Raw genomic sequence first — 15,666 nt, 5'->3', positions numbered from 1 at the left:
GGATCTGTTTAAGACGCTTCGGCAATTGCCGACAAGGTGTTCTGCGCGGCGGGCGCGTGCTGCACCCAGATTTGCCCGTGCAGGATTTTCACCGGCCAGACGCGCAGACGCAGCCCGGCATCGTCCAGGCTCTGCCCGTCGCGCAGGCGAAAACGCTTTTTATACAGCGGGGAGATAACCATCGGCTCACCGCTTGCGTCGCCCACCAGCCCGCGCGCCAGCACATTCGCCTGGCTGCCAGGTTCATGGTTTTCGAGCGCGAATACTTGCTCCTCGCAATCAGGCAGGTGAAACAGGGCAATCTGCTGCTGGCCAAGACGCGCGGCCATGCCGGCGTTCGCCGGAATATCAGCCAGCGCGGCAATATGCTGCCACTCGCCATCCCCCGTGTGCGGCTGGTTCTGCATAGGCGGTTTTTCCTGCGCTGTTGCCGGGCGGATCTGCCCGCGCTCCGGCACCATCACCACCGCTTCATCCGGTTGATCGCTATTGAGGAAGCCCCGGAACAGCAGACGGTTTTGCGGGTTATCGAGGGTGGTTTTCCACTCGCACTGGTAGCTGTCGACCACCTGCTGCATTTCGCGCTCCAGTTCAGCGCCAATATTGAGACTGTCTTCCAGTACCACCTGTTTGAGGTAGTCCAGACCGCCTTCCATGTTGTCCAGCCAGGTGCTGGTGCGCTGTAGCCGGTCGGCGGTGCGGATGTAGAACATCAACACCCGGTCGATGGTGCGGATCAGCGCTTCGCTGTCGAGATCGCTGGCAAACAGATCGGCGTGGCGCGGCTTCATACCGCCGTTGCCGCAAACATACAGGTTCCAGCCTTTGTCGGTGGCAATTACGCCAATGTCTTTGCCCTGCGCTTCCGCGCATTCACGGGTACAGCCGGAGACCGCCATTTTGATTTTGTGCGGCGAGCGCAGCCCCTTGTAACGGTTCTCCAGCGCGATCGCCATGCCGGTGGAATCCTGCACGCCGTAGCGGCACCAGGTGGAACCGACGCAGGATTTCACCGTGCGCAGGGATTTGCCGTAAGCGTGGCCGGTTTCAAACCCGGCGGCGATAAGTTCCTCCCAAATCGCGGGCAACTGCTCAAGCCGTGCGCCAAAGAGATCCACCCGCTGCCCGCCGGTGATTTTGGTGTAGAGATTGTAGCGCTGCGCCACTTCGCCGATGGCGATAAGCCCCTGTGGAGTGATTTCGCCCGCCGGGATGCGCGGCACCACCGAGTAGGTGCCATCTTTTTGAATGTTGGCAAAAAAACGGTCGTTGGTATCCTGCAATGGCAGGTGCTGCGGTTTAAGCAGGTAGTCGTTCCAGCACGAAGCGAGCATGGAGCCGACCAGCGGTTTGCACACTTCGCAGCCGTGCCCCTGGCCGAACTGCGCAATCAACGCGTCGAAAGTGCGGATATCGTGCAGGCGGATCAGGTGATACAGCTCCTGACGCGACCAGGCAAAGTGCTCGCAGATATCTTTTTTCACCTCCACGCCGAGCTGTTGCAGCTCGTGCTCCATCACCTGTTTCAGCAGCGGCACGCAGCCGCCGCAGCCGGTGCCCGCTTTGGTGCAGCTTTTCAGTGCTCCCAGTTCGCTGCAACCGCCCGCCACGGCGGCGGCGATATCGCCTTTGCTGACGTTATGGCAGGAGCAGATTTGCGCGCTGGCGGCGAGCGCCGCCACGCCCAGCCCTTTTGGCGCATCGCCGGAAAGCGCAGGCAGGATCAGCGTTTGCGGCTGCGCGGGCAGCGGCATGTCGTTAAGCATCATTTGCAGCAGCAGGCTGTAATCGGCGCTATCGCCAATCAGCACCGCGCCGAGTAGCCGTTTGCCATCGGCGGAGACAACAATTTTCTTGTAGATTTCGCGCGGGCCATCGGTCCACTGGTAACTCTGGCTGCCGGCGGTTTTGCCGTGCGCGTCGCCAATAGAGGCCACCTCGACGCCCAGCAATTTCAGTTTGGTGCTCATATCCGCGCCGGTAAACGGTGTGTCGCGCGCCGCGAGCTTGTCCGCCACGCTGCGCGCCATCTGGTAGCCCGGTGCGACAAGACCAAAAATCTGCCCGTTCCACAACGCGCACTCGCCGATAGCGTAAATCGCTTCATCGGAAGTCTGACAGTGATCGTTGATAACAATGCCGCCGCGCGGCCCTTTTTGCAGCCCTGCGCTTTCCGCCAGCTCATCGCGCGGGCGGATGCCCGCCGAGAACAGCAGCAGATCGGTTTCCAGAAAACTGCCGTCGGCAAAGCAGAGGCGGTGGCGCGCCTGCTCGCCGTCGATGATTTCCCGCGTCTCTTTGCGGGTGTGAACCTGCACGCCAAGCGCTTCGATTTTGCGTTGCAGCATCATGGCGCCGCCCTCGTCGAGCTGCACCGCCATCAGGCGTGGCGCAAATTCAACAACGTGGGTTTCCAGCCCTAACTGACGCAGGGCGTTGGCGGCCTCAAGCCCCAGCAAACCGCCGCCAATCACCACGCCGCGTTTCGCGTTCTTCGCCTGCGCGGCGATGGCGTCCAGATCGTCGAGCGTGCGGTATACCAGGCAGCCAGGGCGCGTATTGCCGCTGATCGGCGGCACAAAAGCATACGAACCGGTGGCGAGCACCAGCGTGTCGTAATGGGTTTCCACACCCTGCGCATCGCGCACACAGCGTTGCTGGCTGTCGATAGCGACAATTTTGCTCGCGCAGTGCAGCGTGATGCCGTTGTCGGCAAAGAACCCCTCGCTTACCAGCGACAACGACTGCGCGCTGCGCCCGGCAAAATACTCCGAAAGATGCACGCGGTCATAAGCGGGCAGCCGCTCTTCGCCAAACACCACGATGTCGTAATGCAGGTGCAGTTCGCGCTCCACGAGCTGTTGCAGAAAGTAGTGGCTCACCATGCCGTGGCCGATCACCGCTAAAACGGGCTTTTTCATAACCTGGATCCTTAATGCGCAAGAGAAAGAGAGGTCAGGCCGCTTTGGGCTGTTTCTCATACAGGAAATGCAGCACTTGCTGGCGATAGCGCTGATACTGCGCGTCGTCGGCCAGCGAAACGCGCGAGCGCGGGCGCTCCAGCTCCACCGCCATGATTTCGCCAATGCTCGCCGCCGGGCCGTTGGTCATCATCAACACGCGGTCAGAGAGCAGCACCGCTTCATCCACGTCGTGGGTGATCAGCACAATGGTGGTGTGCAGGCGCTGTTGAATCTCCATCACCGCATCCTGTAAATGAGCGCGGGTTAAGGCGTCGAGCGCGCCGAAAGGCTCATCCATCAGCAGGACGCTCGGTTTCATCGCCAGCGCGCGGGCAATGCCGACACGCTGCTTCATGCCGCCGGAGATCTCGTGCGGGCGCTTATTCCACGCGTGGGACATATGCACCAGATCCAGGTTGTGCATGATCCATTCATGCATCTCCACTTTGCTCATTTCGCCGCGAAACACCTGGCGCACCGCCAGCCCGACGTTGTCGTACGCCGTCAACCACGGCAGTAGCGAATGGTTCTGAAACACCACGCCGCGCTCCGGCCCCGGGCCGTCGATTTCGCGGTTGTTGCACAGCAGACCGCCGCTGGTGGGCAGCGTCAGCCCGGCAATCAAATTCAGCAGTGTGGATTTGCCGCAGCCGGAGTGACCAATCAGGCTGAGGGTTTCGCCGGGGTGAATGTCAAAGCTAACGCTATCAAGCGCCAGAAACTCGCCGCTGCTGGTGTTAAAACGCTGGCTCACCTGCTGAACCTGGATAATCGGATTGGTACGCATCAGAGCCCCCTAGCGGTTGGTGTAGTTAAAACGGTTAGCAATCCACATCAGCGCCTGTTCGAGCAGCAGGCCGACCACGCCAATCACCACAATGGCGATGATGATGTGTTCCACATTCAGGTTGTTCCACTCGTTCCAGATCCAGAAACCGATGCCGATACCGCCGGTCAGCATTTCTGCCGCCACAATCACCAGCCAGGCGATGCCAATCGATAACCGCATGCCGGTGAGGATGCCCGGCAGCGCGGCGGGCAGCAGGATTTTGCGCATGATGGCGAACTCGGAAAGTTTCAGAACCCGCGCGACATTCAGGTAATCCTGCGGGATCTGCCGCACGCCTTCAGCGGTGTTGAGGATCATCGGCCAGATGGAGCAGATGAAAATCGTCCAGCTTGAGGCCGGTTCCGCACGCTGGAACAGCAGCAAACCTATTGGCAGCCAGGCGAGCGGGCTGACCGGGCGCAGCAGCGAGATGAGCGGGTTGAGCATGCTGGCGACAAAACGAAAGCGGCCAATCAAAAAACCGGTGGGAATACCGACCAGTGCGGCAAGGCCAAAACCGGTCGCCACGCGCTCTAATGAGGCCAGCACGTTCCAGCCAATGCCCTGATCGTTCGGCCCGGCGACATAAAACGGATCGGCGAAAATCTCCAGCGCCGCCAGCCACGTTTGCCACGGCGTGGGGAAGTTTTTGCTGTTCAGCGCCGCCACCTGCCACAGGCAGAGCAGCAGGCCGATGCCGAGCAGCGCAGGCACCACGCGCTGCATCAGCGGGCGAAACAATGACGGGCGGCGACGTACGCGCACTTTGGCGGGCAGCGTAACGATCTCTGCCTGCTGGGGAATTTTCGCCGCTTCGTCCAGCGGGATCGGGATAACTTGCGCCTGGTTTTTCATCAGCGACCTCTCATTTTTTTACGCTAAAGCCGTTGGCGTAGGCGGCAGGATTACTGCCGTCCCAGCGAACGCCATCCATCAACACGCTGCTGCGCATATCGCTGTCCGGCAGCGAAACATTGCCCACGCTGGCGGCGGCCTGTTTGTAGATATCAATGCGGTTCACCTGGCGGGCGATGGCGAGGTAGTCCGGATCGTCTGTGAGCAGCCCCCAGCGCTTGTGCTGGGTGAGGAACCACATGCCATCGGAGAGCCACGGGTAGTTGACCGAGCCATCGTGGAAGAAGCGCATCGCGTGCTGATCTTTCCAGCTTTTGCCAATGCCGTTGTCGTACTGGCCGAGCATGCGGCCAACGATGGTCTCTTCTTTGGTGTTGAGATAAGCGCGCCCGGCAATCACCTTCGCCGTTTCGCGGCGGTTATCGTCCGAGGCGTCAATCCAGCGCGAGGCTTCAAGGATCGCGGCGGTCAGCGCGCGGGCGCTGTTGGGGTTCTTCTCGACCCAATCGGCGCGCGTACCGAGCACTTTTTCCGGGTGATCCGGCCAGATATCCTGGCTGGTCGCGGCGGTAAAACCGATGCCATCGCCGATCGCGCGCTGGTTCCAGGGTTCGCCAACGCAGTAGCCGACCATGTTGCCAATTTTCATGTTCATCACCATTTGCGGCGGTGGCACCACTACGCTGCGGATGTCGTTGAGCGGGTTAATACCCGCGCTCGCCAGCCAGTAGTTGAGCCACATGGCGTGGGTGCCGGTCGGAAAGGTCTGAGCAAAGGTGTACGTGCCTGCGGGACTGGCGGCGAGATGCTTTGCCAGCGCGGGCAAATCGGTGACACCCGCCTCGTGCAGCGCATTAGCGAGCGTGATCCCCTGCCCGTTCTGGTTGAGGGTCATCAGCGCCGCCATGTTGGTTTGCGGCGCGGAAAGCCCCATTTGCAGACCGTAAAGCTGGCCGTAGAGAATGTGCGAGGCGTTCAATTCACCAGAAAGAAGTTTGTCGCGCACCGACGCCCAGTTGGCTTCTTTGCTCGGCAAAATGGTGATGCCATATTTTTTGTCGAAGCCTTTCACCGCCGCCATCACCACCGAGGCGCAGTCGGTGAGCGGAATAAAGCCCACGCGGATCTCTTTAAGCTCCGGTGCGTCAGAACCGGCGGCCCAGGCGCGGTTGATGACGCCCGGCACCAGCAGACTGCCGCCCAGCGCCGCGCTGCCCAGTAAAAACTGACGGCGGGTAACCGTCATACCTTTCGTGTTGTTATCACTCATGCCACCCTCGCGCTGCTCACCGTTGTGGGATGCAAAAAAAAACGGCGTCCATAAGCCTGTGCAAAGCTGCACGCTTATGGACGCCGTTGTCCGCTTAACGCTAAACCGACCGCCGTTGGCCGGGTGCGCGTTGTGATTTTTTCTGTCCGGGAAGGTTAAAGCAAAGGCTGTGCCAGAATTGAAAGCGGCGGATTTCGCGGCACATTGCCGCTAACAACCCAGCGCGGCGCACTGCGGAAGGGCACTTTTCGCACTGGCAATGTGCAGCTACTCCTTAAGGGTTAGCCTGAAAAACATCGGCCACCGCCAGCATGGCGCTGGCGATTTCTATCAGCTTTTTGTTCTGGTTCATCGCCATACGCCGCAGGGTTTTGTAGGCCTCTTCCTCGCTGATTTGCCGGTGCTGCATCAACATGCTTTTCGCGCGCTCAATCTGCTTGCGCTCGTTGAGCGTTTCGCGCAGCGCCGCAAGCTCAGTGTCCAGCGCCTGCAAGCGCCGAGACTGCTGCTGCACCAGCACCAGCAGTGAACGGCCAAGCTGCGGGCGAACGCCGCCGCTCTCCAGCCAGCCGTGGGCGTCGCTAAAGACCGAGTAACTGCTCTCTTCGTTCTCGTATGCGGGCATCAGGCTTTCGATATCGGCGAGTTGCTCATTATTGGCCTGCTCGGTGGCGGCAATGCGTGCCCGGCAGTGCGCCATCAGCGTTTGCGCCAGCGCATCTTCCAGCGTTTTCATCTCGTCAATGCGCTGGGTGGCAAGGGCAAACCAGCGCAGGCAACTGTCGGCGTCGTAAAGCTCACGCCCGGTGCAGGCAATGCGCCGCAGCCGTTCAAACTGGCTGTCGGTCGCCATCTGCTGCCAGCGCAGGCGGTGTTCATCGTCGGCGAAATCGGTGAAGGTGGCGAAACAGCGCTCCTGCCGTTCAATCAGGCTGAGCAATTTCTGCTGCGTCTCTTCGCTGAATGTACCAGCGGCAAAGGCCGCCGCACCGGTCGCCCGCTCCTGGCCTGCGTACTCTTTGCCCTGCATAAAGCTGAACATGGCGATCAAATGCCTGGAGATGGCCGGTTCGGCGGCGGTGTCAGACAGCTCAAACACCAGCGACAACAGATGGCGAATGATGTCGTTAAAGAAGCTCATCGCCTGCGGTAAACGCAGCGTGCGCTGGCGGATTTGCTGGCGTAACGCAGGCAGCAAACTCAGGGCGTACACGACACTGGCGACGTGGCTGAACAGACGGCTGGCCTGCGGCAGCGCGGCAATCTGCTGCTCCAGCGTGTCGAGTTGCGCCATCAGCGGTGCTTGTGCCTGCGCCACCTCTTGTTCGCGCAGGATCAACTCATCAGCAAATTGCCCCTTGCTTGCGCAGAGGAACATATTGGAGGTTCCGCGCTCGCGTTGCAGCATGTGCACAAGCTGGCTGATCTTGCCCACCAGTTCGCCGCTTTGCAGCAGATAACGCAGGCTGTTGAGCTCACACTGGCGCGAGGCGAGCAGGAAACGGATGGTGGTCGATGAATTGGCTATCATGCGTATGCTCCAGGGAAGTCCTGCTTCCCTGATGCAAGGCGCGCGCCAGGTAGAACGGCTTTAGCCGCGCGGCAGCGTCGCCCGAACCATGGCGATGATGACCGCACAAAGTTCCTCTTTCGCCTGCGACTCGCTAATCGCCCCCTGCACCGCCGCCCAGGCGAGCCCTTCGGCGGCACCCAGCATGGCCCACAGCGGCGCATCGCGCAGCGGTTCACCGCAAAATGGCGCAAACAGAGTGCGGCACTTGCCGATGAAATCGACGGCGTATTCGCGGCGGATAGTTTCCAGCTCCGGCGTACCGGCGAGCGCCGCCAGTAAACTTGGCATTTCGCGGCCCTGAAACAGCACGCACTCAATATAAGCGATGGCGATAACCGACGCGCGCGCGGCAAGTTCCGGCGCGGTCTTTGCCAGCGCATCATCCATTTTGCGGTTCTGGCGTTGATCATATTCGCGATAGAGCGCCGCCAGCAGCCCGGAACGGCTGGTGAAATGATCGTACACCACTGGCTTTGTGACACCGGCTAGCTCCGCCAGATGGCCGAGCGTCAGCGCTTCGGTGCCCTCTTCGCGAATAATGTGCCACGCGACATCCACAAGCTGCGAATAGCGATCTTCCCGCGACAAGCGCTGACGCACACGCGTTTCCGCCATGATGTTTCTCCCTTGACAGGCTTATATACTAAAAGTAACTTACTAATGGTAGGTTACTGTTCGTATATAAGACTACGTCCGTTAACGGCGGATGGCAATCCAGGAGGTTCAGATGCATGCGTTAATCGTGATTTCGCACCCTTTAGCAAGCTCGTTAACCCACAGCGTGGCGAAAGCTGTTGCACAGGGGATAACGGATAAAAATGGGGAAAATAGCGCAGAATTTGCCGATCTGACGCAAGAAGGCTTTAACCCGGTGTTTAATGCGGCAGATTACACCGCCTTTGCCGAAGGCGCGCCACTGCCCGCCGATGTGCTTGCCGAGCAGGCGCGCATTGAGAAAGCCGATGCGCTGGTGCTGGTGTTCCCCATTTACTGGTGGACCATGCCCGGCCAGTTAAAAGGCTGGATTGACCGGGTGTTTTCCAACGGATGGGCCTATGAAGAGGGCGCAAACGGCAAGGTCTCCGGCAAACTTGGGCATTTACCTGTCCACCTTATCGCCCTGGGCGGCGCAGACATGAAAACCTTTGAAAAGCATGGCTATGCACAATCCTGGAAGACGCAGATCGCCCACGGCATTTTTGATTATTGCGGCGCGCCTGTGCTCACCAATGCCACGCTGATGCTGCCTGATTTCGGCACACCGGAAGCGTTACTACGTGAGGCGCAAAAAATTGGCGAGCGGATATTTACTCACCAGCAGTAAAACTCACACTTTACCCTTTTAAACCCGCCATCCAGGCGGGTTTAAAAGGGCACCGTTATCCACGCACTGAAGAACCAGCACTGCGTTACATTGCTTTTTATCGACCTTAAGCAAAATAGCCATGCCGGTACGCTTTATTAGCGGTTATTTCTCTTTTTATCCTGCCGAACAAAGGCGGAAATAATGCCCGACGGCGAAACTATCGCCACCGGCAATTATTTGCCGCCGCTTACTGACCGGAAAAGTAGCGGCGACGCAGGGCGCGGTCGCTACCGGCGACAAAATACCCGGAAGCGGCATCAATCCACTGCGTGGTTTCGTAAAGGTATTTTGGCGACACCGCGCCTGCAACGATGCGTTGTTGCGAGCGCGCCACCGATTCACGAAACGCATAGTGGGTGAACAGACGCATAAACTCCCCAAGATAAACATCTGCCACGGCAGCGTTGCCCTTGATCACCAGCATGTTTTCATCATTGGTGTCGGTGGACGCGGCGGAAAAATTCGCCGAACCGACAATCACAATCGGCTCCGGGCCAAGCGGGTCGATCAACAAATATTTGGTGTGAATGTACGTGACGTGCGTCTCTTCTACCGGGCTTTCGATCTCTTTCAGCCAGCGGTCAAAGGCGTTCAGCACCAGGTTCTGCCCAACGGCGATGGTAACATTTGGATGTTTGCGGATACGGTCGATTTCCGCCGCTTGTTGCTTGTACTGACTGCCGGAACCTTTTTTCTCCAGCAAGGCGAAGCGTAACACCTCGTCGGTGCGATCCCAGGCGGGGACAAACAGTTTGTTCATGCCGAAAGCGAAAGTGCCGAACAACGCGCGTTGCGCGCCCGCAGCCAGTTGAGCGTACCACTCCAGTGCGGTGAGCGAGGTGCGCGGCGAAAAGACGGTGCTCACTTCATCGCGCCACGGAACCGGCGGCGCGGCGGTGATCGTTTCGACTTTTTTCGCCGTTGGCGCGCGGGTTAAATCCTGCAACAGCAGTTGCCAGTAGGTTTCGTACTGCTCCGCCACGCGAGGATCGCGAACGATGTGCGCATTATTCGAGTGACCGAAAATGCCGTTTTCGCTGAGATTAGTGGAACCGGTCCAGACCTGCTGCGACACACCCTGGCGCCGCAAAACAAAGAACTTGTTATGCATATAGCGACCGGAGTGGATGCGCGGGTGCGTCAGCGCCTCGATGCCGCTGTGCGCCAGATGTTTTTCATTGGACTCACGCTGCGAGTCGCCGTCGTAAATCACGCTCACGGTCACGCCGCGCGCGGCAGCGCTTTTTAACGCTTCATAGATGCGGCTGTTTTTGAATTCAAAAATGGCACCGTGCAGCTCATCACCTTTATCAGCCTGGCCGATAAACCGCTCCAGCCCTTCCAGCAGGCCGCGCGACAGCCACTTCCAGGCCGCATCGCCAATCTCCGCCGGGCTGGCATTGTGAAAGCGCCGGGCATACTCCTGTGAGGCAATCGCTCCACGGTTGAAGAAAATCGCGTGCTCGCCGTTATCCACCGGCTCGGTTAGTACCGTCAGTTGCACCGCATCGCCCGGCGTTAACGCCCCGGCAGGCCCGCGCATGGCGACAATTTCGTAGCGATATTCCGCGTTGGGCGCAACGCTGTAATCAGACCATTGAAAGGTCTGGAAAGGGTGTCTGAACGAGGAGACCGGCACGCCCGGCGCGGGCGTCGGCTCGACGCTGGCGAAGGTTTTCATACCGTTTAGCCAGATAACCTCCCCGTCGCTTTTTCGCGTGCGCTGAATGGCGAAACCGAGAATATTACCGGCGAGGATATGCTGCTCGGGCATATCCCAGCCCAGCAACACCACATAGCTGCCCGCCACCGCTAACGCCGTTAACTCACCTTGCTGCCCGCTAACACGCATGGTTTACCCTCCGCCGAATCAGAGACTCACACTCCCGCGACACGCCGTATCAAATTATAAACCGGATGTATGACGTAACGGTGATGTCGCCAGCATCAGCAGCGCCTGGCGGGAAACGTGATTTTTTTCGAATAGAAATCGCCATTGCGGCGTTAACTCACTACTCACGCTACCGAAGGAACTCAAAATGAAAACGCTCGCCCCGCTGTTGCTGTCGCTATTTTTGTTGCCTGCCGCGCAGGTTTTCGCCGCCGGAGACGATAATACCAACAGTAAAACGCCAGACTGCCCGAGCGGGCAGGTTTATGACAGCACGCTCAAACAGTGTGTGGCGGAAAAAAGCAGCCGCCTCAGCGACGACGATAAAACCCATTACGCTTATCATCTGGCGAAAAAAGGGGAGTATCAGGCGGCGCTGAATCTGCTGGATACGCTGAAAAACGCCAATACCGCCGAAGCCTGGAACTACCGGGGTTACGCCACGCGCAAACTGGGTCGCACCGATGAAGGCATTGGCTATTATCAGCGTTCGCTGGCGCTCAACCCGCAGTATGCGAAAGTGCGGGAATATCTCGGTGAAGCGTGGCTGGTGAAAGGCCGCCCGGATCTGGCAAAAGAGCAACTGAAAACCATCGCCACGCTTTGCGGTGTGCAATGCGAAGAGTATCGCGATTTGCAGGCGGCGATTAATGGTCACCCTGAGTCCTGACGACCGGAGCGAGGAGCGCAAAATCACCACCAGTGACGTTCGCCAGCAACTTGCTGCACATCTGACACGCCTGTGGCGCTATGGGCTGGTTCTGTCGCGCAACCGCGAGGTTGCCGAAGAACTGGTGCAGTCGACCTGCGTTCGCGCACTCGAAAAGAGTGCGCAATTTACCCCGGGCACGCGCATAGACAGCTGGCTGTTCGCCATTCTGCACTCGATCTGGATCTCCGATCTGCGCGCGCGTCGTGTGCGGATGGGGCAAGGTTTTGTGGAGAGTGATGAACTGCTGGCGGCGGATACCCACGCCCAGGATGACGCGCGGCGGCATTATGCGAAAGTTATGCAGCACGTCAGCGCGCTGCCGGAGGCGCAGCGCAATACCGTATTTCTGGTTTATGTCGAAGGGTTTACCTATCAGGAAGCGGCAGACACGCTCGCAGTGCCTATCGGCACGATCATGAGCCGGCTGGCGAGCGCACGCGCGACGCTGGCGAAAAAAGCCACTACGCCGCCAAAACCCCAGGAGAAACGCTCGTGAAACCCAGCATGTTTACACCGCCCTATCAGGATGACGCGATTGTCGCCTGGCTCGATGGCGAGATGAGTGAAGCGGATGCGCAACAATTTGAGAGCCAGCTTGCACAAGACGAACAGCTCGCCAGCCGTACCGAGGCGCTAAAACAGGATCGTGCGGATTTCGCCGAAGCCTTCGCACCGCTGCTTCATGAAGCTCCCGAAGCGCGCATGCAGGCGCGGTTGAACGAGCTTCTGGCTTCGCCCCGCTCATCCACCGGCATCAGCCGCCGTTCGCTGATTGCCGCGTCGCTCAGTTTTCTGATCATTGGCGGCGGGCTTGGCTATTTCGCAAGGCCACTGGCGCTGGCGCGTAATGAGAGCGAGAAAATCCGCGATCTTGAGGCGCAATATATGTCGCTGTATAGCGCGGAAACGCTGCTGGATGCAGACAGCTCGCCCACGGCATTGCAACGCGGGCTGGCGCGCACAGCGCAGGATATTGGCTTAAACGTGAAGATGGCGCAACTTGCCCTGACCGGCGCAGAACTGAAGATGGTGCGCATGCTGCGTTATGACAGCACCTCAATTGCGCAAATCGCGTGGATGGATGCGGAATATGGCCCGATGGCGCTGTGTATTTCGCCTGAACGACATGCCCAAACGCGCGCCTTAACGCCTGAAAATCGCCACGATATGCACCTCGTCTGGTGGCAACAACGCGGCTATCAATTTGTGCTGATAGGCCGAAACCCACCGCCGCAATTGTCCCTACACGCGCAGGCGCTGCACGCTGCGCTGTCATAAGTCGCGCCCGCTACGGTTTACGCTGGCTGGCGGGCTTGAGCCTGGGCTTGAGCTTGGACTTGAGCCTGGGCCTGGGCCTGGGCCTGCGCATGGATTTCAATATTTATCGTTACCGTGTCGTCCACCAGCATGGCGAACTTATCCATGTTAAATGCCGAACGGGAGATCGCGGTGGTGGCATGGAGTGACAGTTGTCCCGAATCCGCCCTGCCCTGTTTTTGCAGCGTGGCGTCGAGGATCACCGGGCGGCGAATATTTTTTACCGCCAGGGAGCCAAAAACCCGGAAATGCCCGTCGCCTAAATCCACCACCCGGCTACTGCTAAAGGCGATTGTCGGGTAGTGCTCCGCATCAAAAAACAGGCTGCTTTTCAACTGGTAAGTCAGCAAGCTGTTAGAGGCGATAAGTGTCGCAACGGGGATCGTCACGTTGATGCGATCCTCCCTCTCCTGCGCCGGATTCAGCGTTACGTCGCCACTTACGCCATCAAGATGCGCCTGTGACACGCCGCCAAAGGCGTGCCAGGAGAGCGCAACCGTGGTTGCCGGCGTGGCGATACGGTAGCTGAGCGGCATCGCCTGTGCTCCCGGCGCGCTTAAAAGGCCAATCATCATGGCTGGAATGATGCGTTTCATAAATGGATTCTCCGGATTGCAGATATCCCGTAAACGCACCAGGCGGGAATTTTATTCGTTATAACGTCTTTTGCTTACAAAATTGTCAGTTAACGGTCAGGCAATTGTTAGCGGCAACGCTTTATATTATTGACGTCAGTTATAGGTAATCATCAGGGCCTGGGTCATGAAACTCCTTTTAATCGAAGATGAAGAGAAAATTTCGTCTTACATCAACACCGCGCTTCGCGAGCAAGGTTACAACGTCGATGTCTGCGCCGACGGGCGCGAAGGATTATTCCTGGCAACGGAGATGGACTACGACGCCATTATCCTGGATGTCATGCTGCCGTCGATGGACGGATATGCCGTCATCACCAGCCTGCGCAAACTGAAACAGACGCCGGTGCTGATGCTTTCCGCGCGCGGTTCACTTGATGAGCGGGTTAAAGGGCTGCGACTGGGCGCGGATGATTACCTGACCAAACCGTTTTCGCTGATTGAGCTGGTGGCGCGCATTCAGGCGCTGCTGCGCCGCCGACCGACCGATGGGCTTGATATTTCACAGTTGCAGGTCCACAACCTGCAGCTCGATCTGCTCGCGCGCAAAGTGTACCGCAACGGTACGCGCATCGACCTGACGCAAAAGGAGTTTGCCCTGCTAAGTCTGCTCGCCAGGCACCAGGGGGAAGTGCTGTCGAAAATGATGATTGCCGAGCAGGTCTGGGATATGAACTTTGAAAGCGACGCCAATATTGTCGAAGTCGCGATCAAACGTTTACGCGCCAAAATCGACTCCCCGTTTGAAGAGAAGCTGCTGCACACCGTGCGCGGCATGGGTTACATCCTTGAGTATCGCGACGAAGATCCCGGCAAAATGAGTGCGTATGTTTAAACGTTCTATTTCCCGCAAACTGGCGCTGACGTTTGCGGTGGTCACCTTATGTATTGCCCTCGCCTATGCGCTTTGCCTGCGGGAATCGCTGCGCGAATCGCTGAATAAACAGATGCATAACGAGTTGATGTTCCGCTACTCACTGGTGGAGCCGTTGATCGTTTCCAAGTTTAATCACCATGAACTCGACGAACTCAAAACCAAGCTGATGAGCCTGAGTAACTCGGAAGGCGGGCGTGTTCATTACTGGATTTTAAGCAGCGATCCGGCGCTACAAGTGGGTGGCGAGCCGCCAAAAGAGATCGATCTCAACGCCCTTACCGATGGCTTCAGCCGCATTAACCGGGAAAAAACCGACCAGTGTCCGCTGTTTATTCTGACGAAAACCATTCGCTACCGCGATGGCGTGACGCCGCTGCATTTTGTGGTTTCTATCGACTCCACGCCGTATATGGGCACGCTGAATGAATTTACCCAGGTGCTGATTTTTATCACCACCATGGGCGTGCTGTTCGTGACCTTTTTAGGCTTTGTTATCTCCCGCCAGGGGATGCAACCGGTGGAACTCCTCAGCCAGCAGGCGCGTGAACTTGCGCCAGGGATTGACGGCCAGCGGCTGGACGCCACCGCGCTACCGCAGGAGTTGCAGGGTCTGGCGGAAGCCTTTAACGGCGTGCTCGCCCGCCAGCAAATTGCATGGCGACAACTGGAAAGTTTTAACGCCGATGTGGCGCACGAGTTGAGAACGCCGCTCTCGAGCATTCTCGGCCAGACGCAGCTAGCCCTCTCGCGCAAACGCAGCCATGAGGAACTCGAAGCCTGCCTCGAATCAAACCTTGAGGAGGTAAACCGCATGACGTCGATCGTCAACGACATGCTGTTCTTGTCCCATGCGCAAACCGGCAAACATCCGGCGCAGCTTGCGGAAGTGTCGCTGCGCGAGGAGGCGTTAAAAACGGCCGAATATACCGAACCTTCATTCACCGATCGCCATTTGCAATTACTGATCGAAGGTGATGTGACGATCTGCGTCGACAGGCGCTTATTTACCCGCTCGCTCGCCAATTTGCTGGAAAACAGCGCACGCTACGCCTACGAAAATAGCCAGGTCACGGTCACGTTGAGTCGTAATGATCAGCATGCGACGGTGAGCGTTAAAAATTACGGCGATGCCATTGAAAGCCACCATCTGGAAAGATTGTTTGAGCGCTTTTACCGCGCCGATCACGCCAGAACGCAAAGCGATACCAACCACGGGCTTGGGCTGTCGATTGTCAAAGCGGTGGCGCAAATGCATGGCGGTGATGTCTTTGCCACCAGCCAGAATGGCGAAAATACCTTTGGCTTTACGCTGGCGCTAAATAAATAGCGCCAGCTATTCCCTGACAACTTTGACAGAGTGGTGTCATTCGGCCGTCAG

Annotated in this window: 14 protein-coding genes; 6 read left to right on the top strand and 8 right to left on the bottom strand. The window is 58.3% G+C overall.

Going from position 1 to position 15,666, the window contains the following annotated elements; translation table 11 throughout:
• Positions 1-8: 8 nt before the first annotated feature.
• From nirB to O3S68_RS15350, 6 genes are all read right to left on the bottom strand, one after another.
• The gene (gene nirB, locus O3S68_RS15375; protein ID WP_269231859.1) at positions 9-2,921 is read right to left on the bottom strand and encodes a nitrite reductase large subunit NirB; all 2,913 of its coding nucleotides are present in this window, start codon (positions 2,919-2,921) and stop codon (positions 9-11) included.
• Between the two features lie 34 nt (positions 2,922-2,955).
• A complete protein-coding gene (locus O3S68_RS15370) occupies positions 2,956-3,750 on the bottom strand; it encodes an ABC transporter ATP-binding protein (RefSeq protein WP_269231858.1) in 795 nt (264 codons plus the stop codon).
• 9 nt (positions 3,751-3,759) lie between these two features.
• Entirely contained in the window at positions 3,760-4,647 is an 888-nt protein-coding gene (gene ntrB / locus O3S68_RS15365) for a nitrate ABC transporter permease (RefSeq protein ID WP_020454986.1), read from the bottom strand.
• A 10-nt stretch (positions 4,648-4,657) separates the two neighbouring features.
• Positions 4,658-5,917, bottom strand: coding sequence for a CmpA/NrtA family ABC transporter substrate-binding protein (locus O3S68_RS15360; protein WP_269231857.1), 1,260 nt, complete (start codon positions 5,915-5,917; stop codon positions 4,658-4,660).
• A 274-nt stretch (positions 5,918-6,191) separates the two neighbouring features.
• Entirely contained in the window at positions 6,192-7,448 is a 1,257-nt protein-coding gene (locus tag O3S68_RS15355; RefSeq protein ID WP_269231856.1) for a nitrate regulatory protein, read from the bottom strand.
• Between the two features lie 60 nt (positions 7,449-7,508).
• Positions 7,509-8,105 (bottom strand): TetR/AcrR family transcriptional regulator, encoded by a 597-nt coding sequence (locus O3S68_RS15350; RefSeq protein WP_269231855.1) that lies wholly within the window; start codon positions 8,103-8,105, stop codon positions 7,509-7,511.
• A 112-nt stretch (positions 8,106-8,217) separates the two neighbouring features.
• Between O3S68_RS15350 and O3S68_RS15345 the strand changes: the two genes are divergently transcribed.
• Complete coding sequence (locus tag O3S68_RS15345) at positions 8,218-8,814, top strand: NAD(P)H-dependent oxidoreductase (RefSeq protein ID WP_269231854.1); 597 nt, start codon at positions 8,218-8,220, stop codon at positions 8,812-8,814.
• 229 nt (positions 8,815-9,043) lie between these two features.
• Here O3S68_RS15345 and O3S68_RS15340 read toward each other — a convergent pair whose 3' ends face one another.
• Positions 9,044-10,708 carry a phospholipase D-like domain-containing protein gene (locus O3S68_RS15340; RefSeq protein ID WP_269231853.1) on the bottom strand — a complete coding sequence of 555 codons (1,665 nt, stop codon included), beginning with the start codon at positions 10,706-10,708 and terminating at the stop codon, positions 9,044-9,046.
• Between the two features lie 187 nt (positions 10,709-10,895).
• On the opposite strand from O3S68_RS15340, the gene O3S68_RS15335 reads away from it, so the two are divergent.
• From O3S68_RS15335 to O3S68_RS15325, 3 genes are read left to right on the top strand one after another with little or no spacing between them, the layout of a single operon-like run.
• The gene (locus O3S68_RS15335) at positions 10,896-11,417 is read left to right on the top strand and encodes a tetratricopeptide repeat protein (RefSeq protein ID WP_020454992.1); all 522 of its coding nucleotides are present in this window, start codon (positions 10,896-10,898) and stop codon (positions 11,415-11,417) included.
• Positions 11,398-11,955 (top strand): sigma-70 family RNA polymerase sigma factor, encoded by a 558-nt coding sequence (locus tag O3S68_RS15330; protein WP_160268861.1) that lies wholly within the window; start codon positions 11,398-11,400, stop codon positions 11,953-11,955. The genes O3S68_RS15335 and O3S68_RS15330 overlap by 20 nt, the downstream gene beginning before the upstream one ends.
• Complete coding sequence (locus tag O3S68_RS15325; protein ID WP_269231852.1) at positions 11,952-12,737, top strand: anti-sigma factor family protein; 786 nt, start codon at positions 11,952-11,954, stop codon at positions 12,735-12,737. The genes O3S68_RS15330 and O3S68_RS15325 overlap by 4 nt, the downstream gene beginning before the upstream one ends.
• Before the next feature lie 17 nt (positions 12,738-12,754).
• Here O3S68_RS15325 and O3S68_RS15320 read toward each other — a convergent pair whose 3' ends face one another.
• On the bottom strand, positions 12,755-13,372 hold the full coding sequence (locus tag O3S68_RS15320; protein WP_269231851.1) for a YceI family protein: 618 nt from the start codon (positions 13,370-13,372) through the stop codon (positions 12,755-12,757).
• 166 nt (positions 13,373-13,538) lie between these two features.
• Between O3S68_RS15320 and O3S68_RS15315 the strand changes: the two genes are divergently transcribed.
• Together O3S68_RS15315 and O3S68_RS15310 are read left to right on the top strand one after the other, a co-directional pair.
• The gene (locus O3S68_RS15315; protein ID WP_020454996.1) at positions 13,539-14,246 is read left to right on the top strand and encodes a heavy metal response regulator transcription factor; all 708 of its coding nucleotides are present in this window, start codon (positions 13,539-13,541) and stop codon (positions 14,244-14,246) included.
• Positions 14,239-15,615: a heavy metal sensor histidine kinase gene (locus O3S68_RS15310; protein WP_020454997.1), complete on the top strand. Its 1,377-nt coding sequence runs from the start codon at positions 14,239-14,241 to the stop codon at positions 15,613-15,615. Before O3S68_RS15315 ends, O3S68_RS15310 begins: the two co-directional genes overlap by 8 nt.
• The last annotated feature ends 51 nt before the right edge of the window (positions 15,616-15,666 follow it).

It is taken from the genome of Kosakonia sp. SOY2, assembly GCF_027109175.1.
Lineage (GTDB): Bacteria > Pseudomonadota > Gammaproteobacteria > Enterobacterales > Enterobacteriaceae > Kosakonia.
This window is presented reverse-complemented; position numbering and strand designations above follow the sequence as displayed.

Excerpts from the sequence above, each read along its gene's own strand:
- nirB (WP_269231859.1), bottom strand. The coding sequence starts at position 2,921 with ATGAAAAAGCCCGTTTTAGCGGTGATCGGCCACGGCATGGTGAGCCAC.
- O3S68_RS15370 (WP_269231858.1), bottom strand. The coding sequence starts at position 3,750 with ATGCGTACCAATCCGATTATCCAGGTTCAGCAGGTGAGCCAGCGTTTT.
- ntrB (WP_020454986.1), bottom strand. The coding sequence starts at position 4,647 with ATGAAAAACCAGGCGCAAGTTATCCCGATCCCGCTGGACGAAGCGGCG.
- O3S68_RS15360 (WP_269231857.1), bottom strand. The coding sequence starts at position 5,917 with ATGAGTGATAACAACACGAAAGGTATGACGGTTACCCGCCGTCAGTTT.
- O3S68_RS15355 (WP_269231856.1), bottom strand. The coding sequence starts at position 7,448 with ATGATAGCCAATTCATCGACCACCATCCGTTTCCTGCTCGCCTCGCGC.
- O3S68_RS15350 (WP_269231855.1), bottom strand. The coding sequence starts at position 8,105 with ATGGCGGAAACGCGTGTGCGTCAGCGCTTGTCGCGGGAAGATCGCTAT.
- O3S68_RS15345 (WP_269231854.1), top strand. The coding sequence starts at position 8,218 with ATGCATGCGTTAATCGTGATTTCGCACCCTTTAGCAAGCTCGTTAACC.
- O3S68_RS15340 (WP_269231853.1), bottom strand. The coding sequence starts at position 10,708 with ATGCGTGTTAGCGGGCAGCAAGGTGAGTTAACGGCGTTAGCGGTGGCG.
- O3S68_RS15335 (WP_020454992.1), top strand. The coding sequence starts at position 10,896 with ATGAAAACGCTCGCCCCGCTGTTGCTGTCGCTATTTTTGTTGCCTGCC.
- O3S68_RS15330 (WP_160268861.1), top strand. The coding sequence starts at position 11,398 with ATGGTCACCCTGAGTCCTGACGACCGGAGCGAGGAGCGCAAAATCACC.
- O3S68_RS15320 (WP_269231851.1), bottom strand. The coding sequence starts at position 13,372 with ATGAAACGCATCATTCCAGCCATGATGATTGGCCTTTTAAGCGCGCCG.
- O3S68_RS15315 (WP_020454996.1), top strand. The coding sequence starts at position 13,539 with ATGAAACTCCTTTTAATCGAAGATGAAGAGAAAATTTCGTCTTACATC.
- O3S68_RS15310 (WP_020454997.1), top strand. The coding sequence starts at position 14,239 with ATGTTTAAACGTTCTATTTCCCGCAAACTGGCGCTGACGTTTGCGGTG.